We start from the raw sequence: 16,909 nt of genomic DNA, 5'->3' as shown, positions 1-16,909 counted from the left end.
TTTAGTTATGAAAAGAAAATTTTATTTAGCACTAGTAGCACTATTATCAGTTTTCTTATTCGTTGCTTGCGGTGGAGATAAAGAAACTGCCAAAAAAGATAAGGATACAATAGTAGTGGCAAATGGAGCAGATGCTAAATCTTTAGATCCACATGCTACTAATGATGCACCATCATCAAGAGTAACAGTACAAATTTATGACAGATTAGTAGAACAAGATGATAATATGAATATAGTTCCAAGTCTTGCAGAGTCATGGGAACAACCAGATGGAAAAACAACTATATTTCATTTAAGAAAGGGAGTAAAATTTCATAATGGTGAAGAATTAAAAGCATCAGATGTAAAATTTTCTTTAGATAGAATGAAAGCATCTCCTCAAGTTTCTCATATTATAGGTACTGTAGATAAGGTAGAAGTAATAGATGATTATACAGTAAAAGTAACAACTGTAGAACCATTTGGAGCTTTATTAAACCACTTAACACACCCTACAGCAGCTATTTTAAATGAGAAAGCTGTAAAAGAGAGTGGAGATTCATATGGACAACATCCAGTAGGAACAGGACCATATAAATTCGTATCTTGGCAATCAGGAGATAAAATAGTATTAGAAGCTAACCCAGATTATTTCTTAGGAGTAACTCCTATAAAATATGCAATATTTAGACCAGTTAGTGAAGCATCTAACAGAACAATAGGTATAGAAACTGGTGAACTTGATATTGCTTATGATATTGAGGGATTAGATAGAGAAAAATTAAAAACTGATAATTCAATAGTATTCTTAGAAGAGCCTTCTTTTGGAATTGATTATATAGGATTCAATACAAAAAAAGCTCCTTTCAATAATGTTAAGGTAAGACAAGCAATAGCTTTAGCAATTAATGCAGATGATTTTATTACTGCTGTTTATAAAGGATCAGGAGAGAAAGCAAACTCATTAATTGGACCAAAAGTATTTGGATACACAACAGATGCTAAAGCTTGGGAATACAATGTAGAGAAAGCTAAAAAACTTTTAGCAGAAGCTGGATATCCAAATGGATTTAAAACAAAAATTTGGGTAAATGAAAATGTTGAAAGAAGAGATATAGCTATAATTCTTCAAGCTCAATTAAAAGAGATTGGAATAGATGTTGCAGTTGAAACACTTGAGTGGGCAGCATATTTAGATGGAACAGCTAGAGGAGACCATGATATGTTCATGCTAGGTTGGGTAACTGTAACAGGAGATGCTGATTATGGATTATTCCCATTACTTCACACTTCAAGTTTTGGTGGAGCTGGAAACAGAGCATTCTATTCTAACCCACATGTTGATGAGCTATTATCAAAAGCAAGAGTATCTATAGATCAAGATGAAAGAAAAGAATTATATAGAGAAGTACAAATTATAGCTCAAGAAGAGGTTCCATATTATGTAACTGCATATAAAGCACAAAATGCAGCATTACAAAAAAATATAGAAAACTTTAAACTTAAACCAGCAGGACATCATAGACTTTATGGAGTAAAATTTAAAGAAAATTAATCTAGAGAAGTTATACAGGCTGTGTCTTAAAAGATACAGCCTTTTAATGTAAAATAAAAACTTAAAAGAAAGGAGAAGACACCTAAAACATAGAGTGTCAAAAAAGATATGCACAAATATGTATTAAAAAGAATTTTACTACTTATTCCTGTATTATTAGGAGTATCATTATTAGTTTTTGCTATCATGTCTTTAACACCAGGAGACCCAGCACAATTAATATTAGGAGAAAATGCACCAAGAGAAGCTGTTTTAAAATTGAGAGAAGAGATGGGATTAAATGATCCGTTTTTTATACAATATCTTAGATTCGTAAAAAATGCAATATTAGGTGATTTTGGAAGATCTTATACAACTGGTAGAGAGGTATTTGGAGAGATATTTGCAAGATTCCCAAATACATTTATCTTAGCAATATTAGGAATAATTATCTCTGTTTGTATAGGTATTCCAATTGGTATAATCTCTGCAACTAGACAATACTCTTTCCTAGATAGTTTTAGTATGATAATAGCATTACTAGGAGTATCAATGCCAGTATTCTGGTTAGGATTAATGTTAATTTTAATGTTCTCAGTAAAGCTAGGATGGCTACCATCTGGAGGATTTGATGGCTTTAAGAGTATCATACTACCTGCAGTAACACTAGGTGTAGGATCTGCAGCAATCATAACGAGAATGACTCGTTCTTCTATGCTTGAAGTAATAAGACAAGACTACATAAGAACAGCAAGAGCAAAAGGTGTTGCTGAAAAAGTAGTTATAAATAAACATGCTTTAAAAAATGCCCTTATACCAATAATTACTGTTGTAGGATTACAATTTGGTAACTTATTAGGAGGAGCAGTTTTAACTGAATCAGTTTACTCATGGCCAGGTGTAGGAAGATTGATGGTAGACGCTATCAGACAAAAGGATACACCAACAGTATTAGCGGCAGTTGTTTTCTTAGCTGCAGCTTTCAGTGTGGTAAACTTATTGGTAGATATATTATATGCTTATGTTGATCCTAGAATTAAATCTCAATATAAGTAGTAAGGGGGATAAATAATGTCGAATATAAATACTTCAAATAAAAAAAGAAGTCAATGGTTAGAAGTATGGAGAAGATTAAAAAGAAATAAGATGGCAGTTTTAGGATTAGTAATCTTAATAATTCTTGTTTTACTTGCTGTATTTGCTAATGTAATAGCAAATTATGACAATGTAGTTATTAAGCAAAACCTATCACAAAGATTACAAGCTCCAAGTGCTGCACATTGGTTGGGAACAGATGAATTTGGAAGAGATATATTTGCAAGACTTGTACATGGAACAAGAGTTTCTTTACAAGTTGGTATTATAGCTGTTGGAATTTCAATAGTAATAGGTGGAATTTTAGGAGCAATAGCTGGTTATTATGGTGGAAAATTAGATAATATCATAATGAGAGTGATGGATATATTCTTGGCTGTACCAAGTATATTATTAGCAATAGCTATAGTTTCAGCATTAGGACCAAGTATTTTAAACTTAATGTTAGCTATTAGTATTTCAAGCGTTCCAAGCTATGCAAGAATAGTTAGAGCATCAGTTCTTTCAATTAGAGACCAAGAGTTCATAGAAGCAGCTAAAGCGATTGGAGCAAGTAATACAAGAATTATATTTAGACACATAATTCCTAACTCATTAGCTCCTGTTATTGTTCAAGCAACATTAGGAGTTGCAAGTGCAATATTATCAACAGCAGGTTTAAGTTTTATAGGACTTGGAATTCAACCGCCAGCTCCAGAGTGGGGATCTATGCTATCTGGAGGTAGACAATACCTAAGATATGCTTGGTGGGTAACAACTTTCCCAGGAGTTGCTATAATGATAACAATTCTTTCTCTTAACCTATTGGGAGACGGATTAAGAGATGCCTTAGACCCAAGATTGAAACAGTAGTTAATGTAGGAGGAAGTATCAATGAGTAAATTATTAGAAATAAAAGATTTAACTATACAGTATGTAACTGAAGATGAAGTAGTTTCTGCTGTAAATGGACTTGAGATAGAGTTAGAAGAGGGAGAAACGATTGGACTTGTTGGAGAAACAGGAGCAGGAAAAACAACAACTGCTCTTGGAATAATGGGATTAGTTCCAAATCCTCCTGGAAAAATATTAAGTGGAAAGATTACTTTTGAAGGTAAGGATTTACTTTCTTTATCGGAAGAAGAGATGAGAAATATCAGAGGAAATAAAATATCAATGATATTCCAAGATCCAATGACATCACTAAATCCAGTAATGACAGTTGGAGAGCAAATTGCTGAAGTAATAGAGATACATGAGCAATTAGGAAAAGAAAAATCTTTTGAAAAAGCAAAAGAGATGTTAGAATTAGTTGGAATTCCAGGAGCAAGAGCAAATGATTTCCCACATCAATTCTCTGGTGGAATGAAGCAAAGGGTTGTTATAGCTATTGCTTTAGCTTGTAATCCAAAACTTCTAATAGCTGATGAACCAACAACAGCTCTAGACGTTACTATTCAAGCACAAGTACTAGATTTAATGAATGATCTAAAAGAGAAGTTTAAAACAGCAATGATACTTATAACACATGACCTTGGAGTAGTTGCTCAAGTATGTGATAAGGTAGCTATAATGTATGCTGGAGAGATAGTAGAAGCAGGAAGTTTAATAGATGTATTTGAAAATCCAAAACACCCATATACTCATGGATTATTTGGATCTATACCAAGTCTTGATGAAGAGTGTGATAGATTAAAACCAATACAAGGACTTATGCCAGATCCTACAAACCTTCCATCAGGATGTAAATTCCACCCTAGATGTCCACATGCAACTGAACTTTGTTCAAAAGAGCAACCAAGAGTTACAGAGATAGAAGCTGGACATAAAGTAAGATGTCTTATATGTGAAGGAAAAGTAAAGGCTATAGGGGAGGAAAAATAATAATGGAAAATAAAGTATTATTAGAAGTAAAAAATCTAAAAAAATATTTCAATACTCCTAAGGGACTTTTACATGCAGTTGATGATATAAACTTCACTATATGTGAAGGAAAAACACTTGGAGTGGTTGGAGAATCAGGATGTGGAAAATCTACAACTGGAAGAGTAATTTTAAGACTTCTTGAGGCTACAGATGGGGAGATCCTATTTGAGGGAGAGAATATAAGAAATTATTCAAAAGAGCAAATGAGAGAGATGAGAAAGAAAATGCAAATCATATTCCAAGACCCATTTGCATCTTTAAATCCAAGAATGACAGTAAGTGAGATTATAGCAGAGCCATTAGTAATACATAAGATGTGTAAATCTAAAGCTGAATTAGAAGCTAGAGTAAAAGAGCTTATGGATACAGTTGGACTTAGTGAGAGACTTATGAATACTTATCCTCATGAATTAGATGGAGGAAGAAGACAAAGAATAGGAATAGCAAGAGCATTAGCTTTAAAACCTAAATTTATAGTTTGTGATGAGCCAGTATCAGCTCTTGACGTATCAATTCAAGCACAAGTTCTAAACCTAATGAAAGATTTACAAGAGGAATTTGGACTTACATACATGTTTATAACTCATGACTTATCAGTTGTAAAACATTTCTCTGATGATATAGCTGTAATGTATCTAGGACAATTAGTTGAAAAAGCACCGTCTAAGATGCTTTTCAAAAATCCAATACATCCATATACAAAAGCTTTATTATCAGCAATTCCAGTACCAAGTGTAAGAAAGAAAATGGAAAGAATAAAACTTCAAGGAGAGATAACTTCACCTATCAATCCAGATAAAGGATGTAGATTTGCTAAGAGATGTGTGTATGCAAAGGATATTTGTAGACAACAAGAGCCAGCATTGAAAGAGGTAGGAGAAGGACACTTCTTTGCTTGTCATCTAGCTGAAGAGTTAGGATTTGTAGAAAAATAGGGAATAGTTAAATTAGCGGGGTTTTAAAATTAAAATAGAAAGAGGGATAGTAGTTGAAAAGCTTCCAGATACTATCCCTCTTAATTTTTTATAAATTATATAATTCTTGACGTTTATTTGGAATTATTTCAATAGTCGAGTAAGTATAAAAAAGGGAGAAGATCTAAAATCTTCTCCTATTTTGAATAAACTATTAAGTTTTTATTATTCCATTTCAGCAGATGAAGCTTCATTTCCTGCGTTAGGATCATTATAAGTATTCATATTGATTAATCCTAAGCTCTTATCTACCATTAATGCGTTAGTAACTGAACCGATAACGTTTAACATAGTTCTTGGCATATCTATGATAGGATCTATAGCAAGGATAGGGTTGATTAATGGGAATAGAGCAGCAAGTCCTGTTCCTGATAATCCAACTGAAGCAGCCATTGTAGCTGTACCAGGTATTCCAGCTATTCCTAGAGAACTGATAGCAACAACTATAATAGCCATAGCAAACATAGTCATATCAATTGAGTGTCCACTCATATGAGTAACGAATACGATTGTTAAAGCAGGGAATATTCCAGCACATCCTTGCATTCCTGCTGTAGTTCCGAAACTTCCAACAAAGCTAGCTGTAGACTCAGTAACACCTAATTTGTTAGTTAAAGTAGAGATAGTTACTGGTAAACATCCAACACTTGATCTAGAAGTGAAAGCTAGTAAAAGTAATGATGTACATTTTTTTACATAAGTAAATGGGTTCATTCCAAATACAGCAACAGCTATCATTTGAACAACAAACATAACAGCAACTGCAAGGTAAAGAACAACTATAAATTTACCAACTTCAGCTATAGCATGAACACCTTTTTGAGCTATTGTGTTAGCAAGTAATGGTACAACAGCAGCTGGCATCCATTTTATGATACTCATAGCCATAGAAACAATAATTTTTTGGAAAGCATTTATTAAATCAAAGAAAGGTTTAACTATAGCCATATATTTCTTTGACATTCTCTTAGCAGCAACTCCAACGATTGAAGAGAAGATTACTAAACCAACGATGTTTAAGTTAACCATTGCTTCAACTGGGTTAGAAGGGATAAGAGCTTTTAATGTGTCAACGATATTCTTAACTTCTCTGATTTGTCTTCCACCTTCAGTGATAACAGAAGTAGCCTCATCAAATTTTCCAACTTTGAATAAAATTCCGAAAACTAATCCAACTGCAACAGAAATAGCAACCATAGCTAAAGATATAGTAAGAGTTCTCTTTACTAATGATCCAAGGTTTGCATCTTCTTTCATGTTGATAATAACGTGGATGATAGAAACCATAACTAGAGGAATAACAAGCATTCTAATTAAAGAGATGAATCCTCCACCAAGTAAGCTATACCATAAAGTAGTTTCTCTAACGAATGTAAGTTTCATAGGATCATGAGGGAATCCAGCAACAACTTGAATAACTAATCCTAAGATTAATCCTATAAAAGTAGCAGTCATAACTTTAGCTGAGAAGTTAAATTTTTCCTTTGGTAATCTGTTGATAACCATGATTATAGCAACTAGTGCTATTAAGAAAATGATAGTTTTGATATCACTAATCATTAAAAATTGTTTAAAAAATACGCTATTCATTTTTAAAATATCTCTCCTTTTATTTTATATATTAAATTTATTTTGCAACATTTCCAGCAACGTTCATAACATCCCAAGTTCTAGCGAATGGTGGAGCATAACAGAAGTCCATCATTCCAATTTCATCAACAGTAAGTCCTGAATAGATAGCAGTAGCTAAAGCGTCAACTCTTAGAACAGCTCCTTTTTTACCAGCTATTTGAGCACCCAAAAGAACTCTTGTATCAGCATTGTATATTAATTTAACAAATATATCCTCTCTTCCAGGATAGTAGTTTGTTTGGTTTTTATCTTTTACAAATACAGTTTTGTAGTTGATTCCCATTTTTATAGCTTCATTCTCAGTAATTCCTGTTCTACCAGCTTCAACATCTAAAACTTTTATAGCTGCAGAACCTAGAGTTCCTTTGAATGCAGTATTTTTACCAGCTAGGTTTTCTCCTACAATTCTACCAATTTTGTTAGCAGTAGTAGCAAGAGGAATGTATACATTCTCCTTTCTTACTATATGGTAAACAGTAGCACAGTCTCCAGCTGAATAGATAGAATCTATACTTGTTTTTCCAAACTCATCTATAACAAGAGCTCCGTTTGGTAACATTTCGATTCCAGTATCTTTTAAGAAAGCAGTATTAGGTCTAACTCCAGTAGAGATAACTACTAAATCAGCTTTGTACTCCCCTTTATTAGTTTTGATACCAACAACTTTTCCATCTTTTTCAACTATCTCTTGAACAGCCTCTTCAAGATGTAACTCTACACCTTCGTGAGATCTGATCTCTTCTTCCATAACATCAGTAATCTCTTTGTCGAAGCTTTCAAGTAATACTCTTTCTCCTAATTGTATAAGTCTAACACTTCTTTTTCCTAAGTGCTTAGCAGCTTCTACAACTTCGATTCCAATATATCCAGCTCCAACAACTATGATATCTTGGATTTCATCTTTCATCATCTCTTCCTTTAAAACTATACCATCAGTATAATCTTTTAAAGTGTAAACTCCTTTTGTTGAAAGGTTTTTAATTGGAGGCATAATAGCGTGAGCTCCAGTTGCTACCATAAGTTTATCATAGTTATCTGTAAATGTTTCTCCAGTAACTAGATTTTTAATAGTAACCTCTTTCTTTTCAACATCAATTCCAACAACTTCGTGTTTAATTTTGATGTTCATTCCTGCTTCGATGAATTTCTCAACAGGTCTTGCAATCATGTTGTTAGGATCTTCATAGAAGTTTCCAACATAGTAAGGAAGTCCACAAGCTCCCCATGAAACAATTTCAGTTTTTTCATAGATAACAATTTCAGCATTCTTATCTATTCTACTAGCTTTTGCAGCAGCTGACATTCCAGCGGCAACTCCACCAATAATGATGATTTTCATAATACCCTCCTACAAAATAAAATTTAAAAAACATATCACACAGTATAGTATAGCACAAAATATAAAATAAAACCAGTAGTATCTATTAATTTTCTAAAAAATATTGTATAATTACTATATAAGATAACATTATGAAATAAAATGTTAAAAATTAATATTAAAACATCATTAGGAGGAAAAATGGTAAAATTTAATAAAAAAAAATACTCAACAACTTTGAAATTGATACTTTTAAAAGCGATAAATGACATTTTACCAAGTGAAGAAGTAATAATAGATAATTCATTAAACAATGGTATCTATGGATATGTAGAAGGTTTTTCTATGACAGAGGAAAAAGTAGAAGAGATTTCTAGTAAAATGCAAGAGATTATAGAGAAGAATTATCCCATTGAATTAATTAGTAGTAATAGTGAAGAGTTAAAAGCTAGAAGCAATAAGATAGAGAGAGAAGATGTTAGAAAACTATTAGATAATAGTGGTTGGACGAGCATAATGGAGTATGCTATAGATGGATACCATGATTTTGTATATGAGAGACCATATAAATTTACTGGAGATGTAGATCTTTTTGAATTAACTAAATATAATGATGGATTTATATTGAAGTATCCATTGACTGAGGAGATGGTACTTCCACCAAATATAAACACTCCAAAGATAGCTAAAATATTTGAGGAGTCTGGAGCATGGAATCAGATATTAGGAGTGGATACATTAGGAAGTTTAAATGAGAAGGTACTTCATAAAGAGATTGGTGAGTTGATTAGAGTAAACGAAGCTCTACATCACAAGGAGATAGCTAAAATAGCTGAACAGATTTCTGATAACAAAAAAATAAAATTAGTAACAATAGCAGGACCTTCATCTTCTGGGAAAACAACATTTAGTAAGAGATTATATATTCATTTAAGAGCAAATGGAATAAATCCAATTGTCATATCTTTAGATAACTACTATATAGGTAGAGCTAATGTTCCAGTTGACGAGAACGGAAAGAAAGACTTTGAAACAATAGAAGCTCTAGATTTAAAACTATTGAATCAAAATTTAAGAGATTTAATAGCAGGAAAAGAGGTAGAGATTCCAGAATATAACTTTGTAACTGGTGAGAGAGAAGAAAAAGGAACTATGATGAAAGTACCAGAGAAAAATGGAATAATCATCATAGAGGGAATACATGGTTTGAATGAAAGATTAACTTCTGAGATACCAAGAGAGAATAAGTTTAAAATATATATAAGTTGTTTAACTCAATTAAATATAGATAAACACAATAGAATATCTACAAGTGATGTAAGAGAGATTAGAAGATTGGTAAGAGATAGCCTTTCAAGAGAGGAGAAGGGAGAGGGAACTCTAGCTATGTGGTCTATCGTAAGAAAAGGAGAAGAGAGACACATATTCCCTTATCAAGAGGAGGCAGATGCACTATTCAATAGTAATCTTGTATATGAGTTAGGAGTTTTAAAAAGCTATGCTCTAAGAGAGTTGATTAAGATAAGTCCAAGTAGCCCATATTATGAAGAGGCTAAAAGAATAATGAGATTTTTATACTGCTTTGTAGATATAAAAGCTGATTTAGTACCTGATGACTCTATTCTTAAAGAGTTTATTGGTGGAAGTATCTTCTATAAATATTAATGTAGAAAAAATTAATAAAATTTTCTAATAAATTTAGGGTAATAGAAAATTATAGGAAGAGGAGTTGTACAATAGTAGGCTCCTCTTTTCATATTTTTTGAAAAAATAGTGAGTTAAAAACTGGAATAATATGATAAAATATAAAAAATATATAAAAAAAGGGTGGGGAGAATGTCAGAACAAGAATTAGAGAAAAAATTGATAGAGCAACTATCTTCACAAGGGTATGAGATTGTTAATATAAAAAATGAGGAAGAGTTGGGAGCTAATTTTAGAAAACAGATTGAAAAATTTAATGGACTAAAATTGAGTGACTCAGAGTTTAAGAAGATACAGATACACCTTGCTGGAGGAAGTATTTTTGAAAAAGCTAAGAAACTTAGAGATAGATATGAGTTGATGACTGATAGTGGAGAGATGAAATATATCTCTTTCATAGATAAAGAGAGTATGGGAAATAACATATTTCAAGTAACTAATCAAATTACAATGAGAGGGCAGTATGAGAATAGATATGATGTAACTATTTTAATAAATGGAATTCCTCTTACACAGATAGAGTTAAAAAAGCCGGGAGTTCAATTAAAGAAAGCTTTTTATCAGATAAGAGATTCTCTTCTTATGGAAAACTAGCTTCAAGTAGTAAGGCTGATTTTGCTTTCATTCAACATATGATTTATCAATTAGCAGATGATGGTATTATGGCTGTAATAGTTCCTCATGGAGTACTGTTTAGAGGAGCAAGTGAGGGAGTAATTAGAAAGTACCTATTGAAAGATAAAAACTATATAGATGCAATAATAGGATTACCACCAAATATTTTCTATGGTACATCAATACCTACTTGTATAATAGTAGTTAAGAAAAATAGAAAAGCTGATGATGATATCCTATTTATAGATGCTTCTAATGAGTTTGAAAAGGCTAAAAATCAAAACTACTTAAGAGATGAGGACGTAGATAAAATTGTAAATACCTATGTAAATAGAGAGGAGATAGAGAAGTACTCTAAAAAGGTAAGTATGAAGGAGATAGAGGAGAATGATTACAACCTAAATATCCCTAGATATGTAGATACCTTTGAAGAGGAAGAGGAAATCAACTTAGATGAGATAGTAGAAAAGATAGGTAAAATTGATGAGGAAATGAGAGAAATAGACAAGACTATTAAATCTTTTTGTGATGAGCTTGGAATAAAAGCTCCTGTAATATAATGGAGGTAGAAATTATGATAGAATTTAAAGATAGTAAAAATTTATATGATTACATTATTCATTTATCTACTTATGATATTAATAAAATGATAGAAAAAGCTGAAACTGAAGAAGAAAAAATATTTTATTTAAAGTTGGAAGAATTAAAAACTCAATTACTTCAAGAAAAATTAATAGCGAAAGGAGTATACTAATGCCCAATTATGTTATTTTTGCTGGAGTAAATGGAGCTGGGAAATCAACTCTATATAATACTATTATTCCTGATTTAGATTTAGGTATAAGAATTAATACAGATGAAATAGTTAGAAATATTGGAGATTGGAGAAGTAATCAAGATCAAGTAAAAGCATGAAGAATAGCTTTAAAATTAAAAAAAGAATGTATTGAAAAAATATATCTTTCAATCAAGAAACAACCTTAACAGGGAAAAATATATTAAAAGCAATTAAAGAAGTAAAAGAAAAAGGATATACTATATATTTGAAAATTTAAAGGAAATTCTTCCATTAGTAAATTATGCTATAGTAAATTTTCAAATTCATATATAAAAGTATGTGATAAAGTACCTAATTGGTTAGATAAAATATTAAAAGAGATTGGAGTATAACCAAATGAGAAAAGTACCAAAATTAAGATTTAAAGAGTTTAGTGATGAGTGGAAAGAGAAGAAACTGGGAGATATATTAGAAGTTAAAAATGGGGTAAATGCTTCAAAAGAGCAATATGGAAAAGGGATTAAATTTATAAATGTCTTGGATATTTTAAATAATGACTTTATAACTTATGATAATATTATTGGGAAAGTTGATATAGATAATAATACATTAGAAAAATATTCTGTGACTTATAGAGATATACTTTTTCAAAGAAGCTCTGAAACTAGGGAAGAAGTAGGAATGGCTGATGTATATTTAGATAAAAAAAATATAGCAACTTTTGGTGGATTTGTTATAAGAGGAAAAAAAATAAGAGAATATATCCCTATTTTTTTAAATAAACTTTTAAAAACTAATTTAGCAAGAAATAAAATAACTTCAAAATCAGGAGGAAGTACAAGATACAATGTTGGACAAGAAACATTAAAAGATATAAAATTATTATTTCCAGTACTTTGAGAATAATAAAAAATAACTATTTTCTATCTTCAATAGATGGTAAAATAGAAAGTATAGAGAAAGAGCTAAAGGGATTAAAGGAGTTTAAAAGAGGATTATTTCAATAGATGTTTGTATAAGAAGAAAATAAATTAATTAAAAAATAAAGATTGTTTTTTTTAATAATTATGATACAATATAAATCTATTTGTATAAATTTATAGGAGGAGTTAAAGTGAAACCATTAATAAAGTGGCCTGGGGGAAAAGGAAGAGAAATAAAAAATTTTGAAAAATTAATCCCTAAATTTGATAAATATATAGAACCTTTTTTTGGAGGAGGAGCAGTATTTTTTTACTTAGAGCCAAATAAGGCTTATATCAATGATGTATCTTCAAATCTAATACTTTTTTATAAAATGATAAAAGAAAATAATGAAGAGTTCATAGAGTACTTAAAAAAATATTCTTTAATTTGGAATTTATTATTAGATACTGTTAGTAAAGATATAGAATTATTAAATAATTATTATGATGAAGAAGATGAACAAAATTTAAAAAAATATATAAAGAAAATATCGGCAAACACTTATGATGAAAAAATAATTTTAAATACAGAAAGATTTGAAAAAATATTGAAAAAAAATGTGTTTGACAAATTTAAAAGAACTAAAAAAAATGAAGAAAAAGCTCCATTTACTAAAAAGGACTTAAGAGAGAATTTGATAACTGGATTTATGAGTGGTTTATATATGTATTTTAGAGATATTTATAATGAAGTTATGTTGGATAAAATAGTAGTTTCAAATGCTTATAAAATTGCTAATTTTTATTTCATAAGGGAGTACTGTTATGGTTCAATGTTTAGATATAATTCTAAAGGTGAATTTAATATTCCATATGGAGGGATTAGTTATAACGGAAAAAATTTTAATGAAAAAATTAATAATTTATTGAAGAAAGAAACTCAAAATTTATTTAGAACAACTAATATTGAATGTAAAGATTTTGAAGAATTTATAGATAATTTGGAGTTGACAGAAAATGATTTTATTTTTTTAGACCCACCATATGATACAGAGTTTTCTGATTATGAAGGAAGGGAATTTAATAAAAAAGACCAGGAAAGATTATATAAAACTTTAAAAAAAGTTCCTGCAAAATTTTTATTAGTTATAAAAAATACAGATTTTATATATAATTTATATGAAAAAGATTTTAATATTTTAAGTTTTGATAAAAATTATACTTATAATGTTAGAAGTAGAAATGAAAGAGGAGTTGAACATTTAATTATAACAAATTATATGTAAATATATTTCTATAGTATAATCTCTTTAGAAAGAGATTATACTATATTTGTTGAATTATTTAATACTCATTAAACGCTCCTCTAAAAAAGCATTGATTTTATTTATATTTTTAAGGTATATTTCTTTAATAACAGAATATCCATCTTCATGATTACCACAAATAAAATTCCAAAAATCTTCTTCAAGAAACAAGTAATGATTTGGTTCGGAAAAATTACTTTTAAAATGTGAAGAAAGTTTAATTTTAACGTCTTCCTCAGCATAAACAGTTCCTAAACAAAGAGAAACATTATTATTATTAGGATAATTTTTCTCTTGATATTTTTTTAAAGCATTATATTCACTTTCTAGTTTTTTATTATCTAAATTCCCACCTAATTTTATTTCTATGATATAATATCTATTATTGAGGTTAATAACAAGGTCAGCTCCTTTTTCAGGTAAAATAACGTCACTAACTATTGAATAGTAAAAAAAATCATTGGAAATATCTATTAAATGATGAAATTTATTTTTTTGATAAGGAATACTAGAACAATTACAATAATTTGGATAAATTTCTCTTTTTTGAAAAGGAAATTTATCTGGATGAAATTGAAAAAATATATTATTTTCATTATCAAAACTTCTAAAAACTTTATAAAATCCACTATACTGTAAATTTTTATATTTTCCAGTGTACATATATTGTGCAATTTTTTGAGCAATTATTTGGAAAGTATTTCCTAAAGTACTGTCAAAAGACCTTGCAAGAGAAGAGTAAATTTTAAATGTTTTATTAAGATTATTCATAATAAAATTATTTTTCTCAAAAGGTTTTGAAGACATTTTTTTTATAAAGTTATCTATTTCTTCATTAAAAATTTCCTCTATAATTGCTTTATGATGGTTTTCAAGCATTTTTGGTCATCTCCTTATTAATTCTATTTTTTGTAGCTTCAAAATAGCTTTTATCAATTTCACAACCAATAAAATTTCTATTTAATTTAAGACAAGCGATAGCAGTAGAGCCAACTCCCATAAATGGGTCATAGACTAAATCTCCTTCATTACTTCCAATCTTAATAAGATGTTGTAATAATTTTATAGGTTTTTGAGTTGGGTGTTTTGGATTTTGTAGTCTTTCAGGCCTCATACAAATAGGACTTTCAAAGAAATTGTGCATTTCATTTTGTTTTGTAAAATTCCAAGTATGTCCTTTGTTCCAAAGACAAATAATCAATTCACAACTATTCAAGAAACCATTTTTATAAATTTTAGGAGTAGGATTGGTTTTATGCCAAATAAAATACTGAAAGGTATCAAATTCTTTATCAAAGACATCATGCCATTTTCCTAAAAGATTATAACTTGTAAAAATAAATATATTTCCAGTTGGTTTTAAAATTCTTTTAAATTCAACTAAAAAATCAACGGGATTAATTTCAACTAAATCCCATGTTGCAATACTATTATTTAATGGACTTCTATTAGGAAGAAAAATATCTCCCGTAGAATATTTAGCAATATTATACGGAGGGTCAGTTAAGATTAAATCTATTGAATGATTTTGAATATTTTTTATTTGATTTAAACAATCTTCATTGAATAATTCAAAAGTATTCATCTTAAACACTCTTTAATCATTTCATTAATTCTATTGTTTAAATCTAATTCAGATAATGTTTCTTTGTAAATTTTAGTAAATTCTTCAAAATCAATTTCTTTTGGTAAAATATATTCCCAAAAGTTTTTTCCAATTAAAAACATTTCAGGATATGCTAAGTGCTTTTTAACAGCTCCAGTCCATGTATTTCCTTCTCCATCTTTATTATACAGTGTAGCAAAGAATACCTTAGTATTATAATAATTAAGACCAGTGTAAATAGTTAATAGTTTTTCTACATTAGAAGGAGCGTTAGAACTATCTAAATCCCCTCCAGCTTTAAGTTCCATGATATTCCAATTAACTCCATCAAAAAATGCTAAATCAACAGGTTTAGTATAAATCACACCAGGAGTTTTATATTTTTTAGCAGTATCTAAAAGAGATTTTATAGTAGTTTGATTAACAGTACTAGTTTGTTTTGCTTTTCCTTTACCTTTAGAAATATTATTAGCACGAAAAGCTGAAATTTCTCCTTTTAAATTACCATCTTCAATATTAATATCGGTAACAATAATTTGACCATTAATATATTTTTCATCAATTGTATGTTTTAAGTTATTAGGATTAACAATAGTAGGAACATTTTTTTCGCCATATCTAATTCTAGCAATTCTTTTAGCACATGCTTCTATAGCAAATCCACTTTTTGATTCAAAACTACTTACAAAAACCATATTTGCAGTTGTTTTGGCATCAAGTTGGTTGAGTAAAAAATTATAATTTTTTTTGATATAATTTTTTTTAAAATCTCCTTCAATGTTTTTTAATAATTTTGAAAATTCTTCAAAAATAATTAATCTAATTTGTTCTTGAATATTATCCATTATTCCTCCTTTTAAAAACTTTTATTTTATTTGACATTTTTAAATAACTCTTCCAAAGAAATATTAAATCCTTTAGCTATTTTATAAATATTTTCTAATGAAATATTTCTTTTGCCAGCTTCAACTTGGGAATAGTATGTTCTATCCATTTCAATTTTTAATGCAAATTTTTCTTGGCTTAATCCTAAATTTTGTCTAAGTTGTTTTATTTTATTTCCAAAACTATGAGTAATCATAATAAATCACCTATTAAAAATATTTAAACTTATAATATCAGTTTGTAGGATTTAAAACAACGGATTATAAGCAACATTTTTTATAATTAAGAATAAATATACGACATTAGAAAATACTTATAGCCAAAGTTTTGGTTTAATAGAAGAAGAAGTAAAAACTATATTAGATTATTATGAACTAGGATATGAGATGCCAGAGGTGAAAAAATGGTATGATGGATATAGTTTTGGAAAAGAGGAGATATATAATCCTTGGAGTATTTTAAATTTTGTAAAAGAGAGAGAGTTAAAATCTTATTGGATAAACACAAGCTCTAATTTTATGATAAGAGAACTTCTTAAACATACTGGAGAAGAGGGATTAGAAACCCTTGAAAAGATTTTTAATCAAGAAGATGTAGCAGTAAGAATAACTGATAACGTAAGATTTGGAAGTAATTTAAGTGCTAGTGAAGTATGGGAACTTATGGTATATT

General features: G+C 29.4%; 18 protein-coding genes and 1 pseudogene. 13 read left to right on the top strand and 6 right to left on the bottom strand.

The genetic code is table 11. The features are described from left to right. The first annotated feature begins 7 nt into the window (after positions 1 to 7). From IAA47_06770 to IAA47_06750, 5 genes are all read left to right on the top strand, one after another. Positions 8 to 1,534, top strand: coding sequence for a glutathione ABC transporter substrate-binding protein (locus IAA47_06770; GenBank protein MBU3842664.1), 1,527 nt, complete (start codon positions 8 to 10; stop codon positions 1,532 to 1,534). A 108-nt stretch (positions 1,535 to 1,642) separates the two neighbouring features. Next, positions 1,643 to 2,569: an ABC transporter permease gene (locus tag IAA47_06765; protein MBU3842663.1), complete on the top strand. Its 927-nt coding sequence runs from the start codon at positions 1,643 to 1,645 to the stop codon at positions 2,567 to 2,569. Positions 2,570 to 2,584: 15 nt separating this feature from the next. Then, complete coding sequence (locus IAA47_06760) at positions 2,585 to 3,460, top strand: ABC transporter permease (GenBank protein ID MBU3842662.1); 876 nt, start codon at positions 2,585 to 2,587, stop codon at positions 3,458 to 3,460. Between the two features lie 21 nt (positions 3,461 to 3,481). Beyond that, positions 3,482 to 4,471 carry an ABC transporter ATP-binding protein gene (locus tag IAA47_06755; GenBank protein ID MBU3842661.1) on the top strand — a complete coding sequence of 330 codons (990 nt, stop codon included), beginning with the start codon at positions 3,482 to 3,484 and terminating at the stop codon, positions 4,469 to 4,471. 2 nt (positions 4,472 to 4,473) lie between these two features. Then, positions 4,474 to 5,448 (top strand): ATP-binding cassette domain-containing protein, encoded by a 975-nt coding sequence (locus IAA47_06750; protein MBU3842660.1) that lies wholly within the window; start codon positions 4,474 to 4,476, stop codon positions 5,446 to 5,448. A 204-nt stretch (positions 5,449 to 5,652) separates the two neighbouring features. On the opposite strand, the gene IAA47_06745 is transcribed toward IAA47_06750, so the two are convergent. Both IAA47_06745 and IAA47_06740 read right to left on the bottom strand, forming a co-directional pair. Further along, a complete protein-coding gene (locus tag IAA47_06745; protein ID MBU3842659.1) occupies positions 5,653 to 7,077 on the bottom strand; it encodes a cation:dicarboxylase symporter family transporter in 1,425 nt (474 codons plus the stop codon). Between the two features lie 37 nt (positions 7,078 to 7,114). Beyond that, positions 7,115 to 8,458: a CoA-disulfide reductase gene (locus IAA47_06740; protein MBU3842658.1), complete on the bottom strand. Its 1,344-nt coding sequence runs from the start codon at positions 8,456 to 8,458 to the stop codon at positions 7,115 to 7,117. A gap of 180 nt (positions 8,459 to 8,638) precedes the next feature. Here IAA47_06740 and IAA47_06735 point away from each other — a divergent pair, with 180 nt between their 5' ends. The 7 genes from IAA47_06735 to IAA47_06705 all read left to right on the top strand — a co-directional run bounded on the left by IAA47_06735 (position 8,639) and on the right by IAA47_06705 (position 13,725). Continuing rightward, positions 8,639 to 10,102: a nucleoside kinase gene (locus IAA47_06735; protein MBU3842657.1), complete on the top strand. Its 1,464-nt coding sequence runs from the start codon at positions 8,639 to 8,641 to the stop codon at positions 10,100 to 10,102. A 171-nt stretch (positions 10,103 to 10,273) separates the two neighbouring features. Further along, complete coding sequence (locus tag IAA47_06730; GenBank protein ID MBU3842656.1) at positions 10,274 to 10,735, top strand: hypothetical protein; 462 nt, start codon at positions 10,274 to 10,276, stop codon at positions 10,733 to 10,735. Then, positions 10,684 to 11,316: an SAM-dependent methyltransferase gene (locus IAA47_06725; GenBank protein ID MBU3842655.1), complete on the top strand. Its 633-nt coding sequence runs from the start codon at positions 10,684 to 10,686 to the stop codon at positions 11,314 to 11,316. The genes IAA47_06730 and IAA47_06725 overlap by 52 nt, the downstream gene beginning before the upstream one ends. 17 nt (positions 11,317 to 11,333) lie before the next feature. After that, positions 11,334 to 11,510: a GNAT family acetyltransferase gene (locus IAA47_06720; protein ID MBU3842654.1), complete on the top strand. Its 177-nt coding sequence runs from the start codon at positions 11,334 to 11,336 to the stop codon at positions 11,508 to 11,510. Next, positions 11,510 to 11,671 (top strand): hypothetical protein, encoded by a 162-nt coding sequence (locus tag IAA47_06715; protein MBU3842653.1) that lies wholly within the window; start codon positions 11,510 to 11,512, stop codon positions 11,669 to 11,671. Before IAA47_06720 ends, IAA47_06715 begins: the two co-directional genes overlap by 1 nt. A gap of 259 nt (positions 11,672 to 11,930) precedes the next feature. Next, positions 11,931 to 12,434: a restriction endonuclease subunit S gene (locus IAA47_06710; GenBank protein ID MBU3842652.1), complete on the top strand. Its 504-nt coding sequence runs from the start codon at positions 11,931 to 11,933 to the stop codon at positions 12,432 to 12,434. Between the two features lie 214 nt (positions 12,435 to 12,648). Beyond that, a complete protein-coding gene (locus IAA47_06705) occupies positions 12,649 to 13,725 on the top strand; it encodes a DNA adenine methylase (protein MBU3842651.1) in 1,077 nt (358 codons plus the stop codon). A gap of 54 nt (positions 13,726 to 13,779) precedes the next feature. Here the strand turns inward: IAA47_06705 and IAA47_06700 are convergent, their stop codons facing one another. The 4 genes from IAA47_06700 to IAA47_06685 form a co-directional block, all read right to left on the bottom strand. Further along, positions 13,780 to 14,517, bottom strand: a complete 738-nt coding sequence (locus IAA47_06700; protein ID MBU3842650.1) for a hypothetical protein — start codon at positions 14,515 to 14,517, stop codon at positions 13,780 to 13,782. A 100-nt stretch (positions 14,518 to 14,617) separates the two neighbouring features. Further along, positions 14,618 to 15,331, bottom strand: coding sequence for a site-specific DNA-methyltransferase (locus IAA47_06695; GenBank protein MBU3842649.1), 714 nt, complete (start codon positions 15,329 to 15,331; stop codon positions 14,618 to 14,620). After that, positions 15,328 to 16,197 (bottom strand): TdeIII family type II restriction endonuclease, encoded by an 870-nt coding sequence (locus IAA47_06690; GenBank protein MBU3842648.1) that lies wholly within the window; start codon positions 16,195 to 16,197, stop codon positions 15,328 to 15,330. Before IAA47_06690 ends, IAA47_06695 begins: the two co-directional genes overlap by 4 nt. 26 nt (positions 16,198 to 16,223) lie before the next feature. After that, positions 16,224 to 16,433, bottom strand: a complete 210-nt coding sequence (locus tag IAA47_06685) for a helix-turn-helix domain-containing protein (GenBank protein MBU3842647.1) — start codon at positions 16,431 to 16,433, stop codon at positions 16,224 to 16,226. Positions 16,434 to 16,530: 97 nt separating this feature from the next. On the opposite strand from IAA47_06685, the pseudogene IAA47_06680 reads away from it, so the two are divergent. Beyond that, positions 16,531 to 16,909, top strand: a pseudogene (locus tag IAA47_06680) (AAA family ATPase).

Origin of the sequence: Candidatus Fusobacterium pullicola (genome assembly GCA_018883725.1) — a bacterium.
GTDB lineage: Bacteria > Fusobacteriota > Fusobacteriia > Fusobacteriales > Fusobacteriaceae > Fusobacterium_A > Fusobacterium_A pullicola.
Note: the sequence above shows the minus strand (reverse complement) of the source record. Positions and strands in the feature narration are given on the sequence as shown.

Coding starts and splice junctions, on each gene's coding strand:
- IAA47_06770 (MBU3842664.1), top strand. CDS start 8: ATGAAAAGAAAATTTTATTTAGCACTAGTAGCACTATTATCAGTTTTC.
- IAA47_06765 (MBU3842663.1), top strand. CDS start 1,643: ATGCACAAATATGTATTAAAAAGAATTTTACTACTTATTCCTGTATTA.
- IAA47_06760 (MBU3842662.1), top strand. CDS start 2,585: ATGTCGAATATAAATACTTCAAATAAAAAAAGAAGTCAATGGTTAGAA.
- IAA47_06755 (MBU3842661.1), top strand. CDS start 3,482: ATGAGTAAATTATTAGAAATAAAAGATTTAACTATACAGTATGTAACT.
- IAA47_06750 (MBU3842660.1), top strand. CDS start 4,474: ATGGAAAATAAAGTATTATTAGAAGTAAAAAATCTAAAAAAATATTTC.
- IAA47_06745 (MBU3842659.1), bottom strand. CDS start 7,077: ATGAATAGCGTATTTTTTAAACAATTTTTAATGATTAGTGATATCAAA.
- IAA47_06740 (MBU3842658.1), bottom strand. CDS start 8,458: ATGAAAATCATCATTATTGGTGGAGTTGCCGCTGGAATGTCAGCTGCT.
- IAA47_06735 (MBU3842657.1), top strand. CDS start 8,639: ATGGTAAAATTTAATAAAAAAAAATACTCAACAACTTTGAAATTGATA.
- IAA47_06730 (MBU3842656.1), top strand. CDS start 10,274: ATGTCAGAACAAGAATTAGAGAAAAAATTGATAGAGCAACTATCTTCA.
- IAA47_06715 (MBU3842653.1), top strand. CDS start 11,510: ATGCCCAATTATGTTATTTTTGCTGGAGTAAATGGAGCTGGGAAATCA.
- IAA47_06710 (MBU3842652.1), top strand. CDS start 11,931: ATGAGAAAAGTACCAAAATTAAGATTTAAAGAGTTTAGTGATGAGTGG.
- IAA47_06700 (MBU3842650.1), bottom strand. CDS start 14,517: ATGAATAATCTTAATAAAACATTTAAAATTTACTCTTCTCTTGCAAGG.
- IAA47_06695 (MBU3842649.1), bottom strand. CDS start 15,331: ATGAATACTTTTGAATTATTCAATGAAGATTGTTTAAATCAAATAAAA.
- IAA47_06690 (MBU3842648.1), bottom strand. CDS start 16,197: ATGGATAATATTCAAGAACAAATTAGATTAATTATTTTTGAAGAATTT.
- IAA47_06685 (MBU3842647.1), bottom strand. CDS start 16,433: ATGATTACTCATAGTTTTGGAAATAAAATAAAACAACTTAGACAAAAT.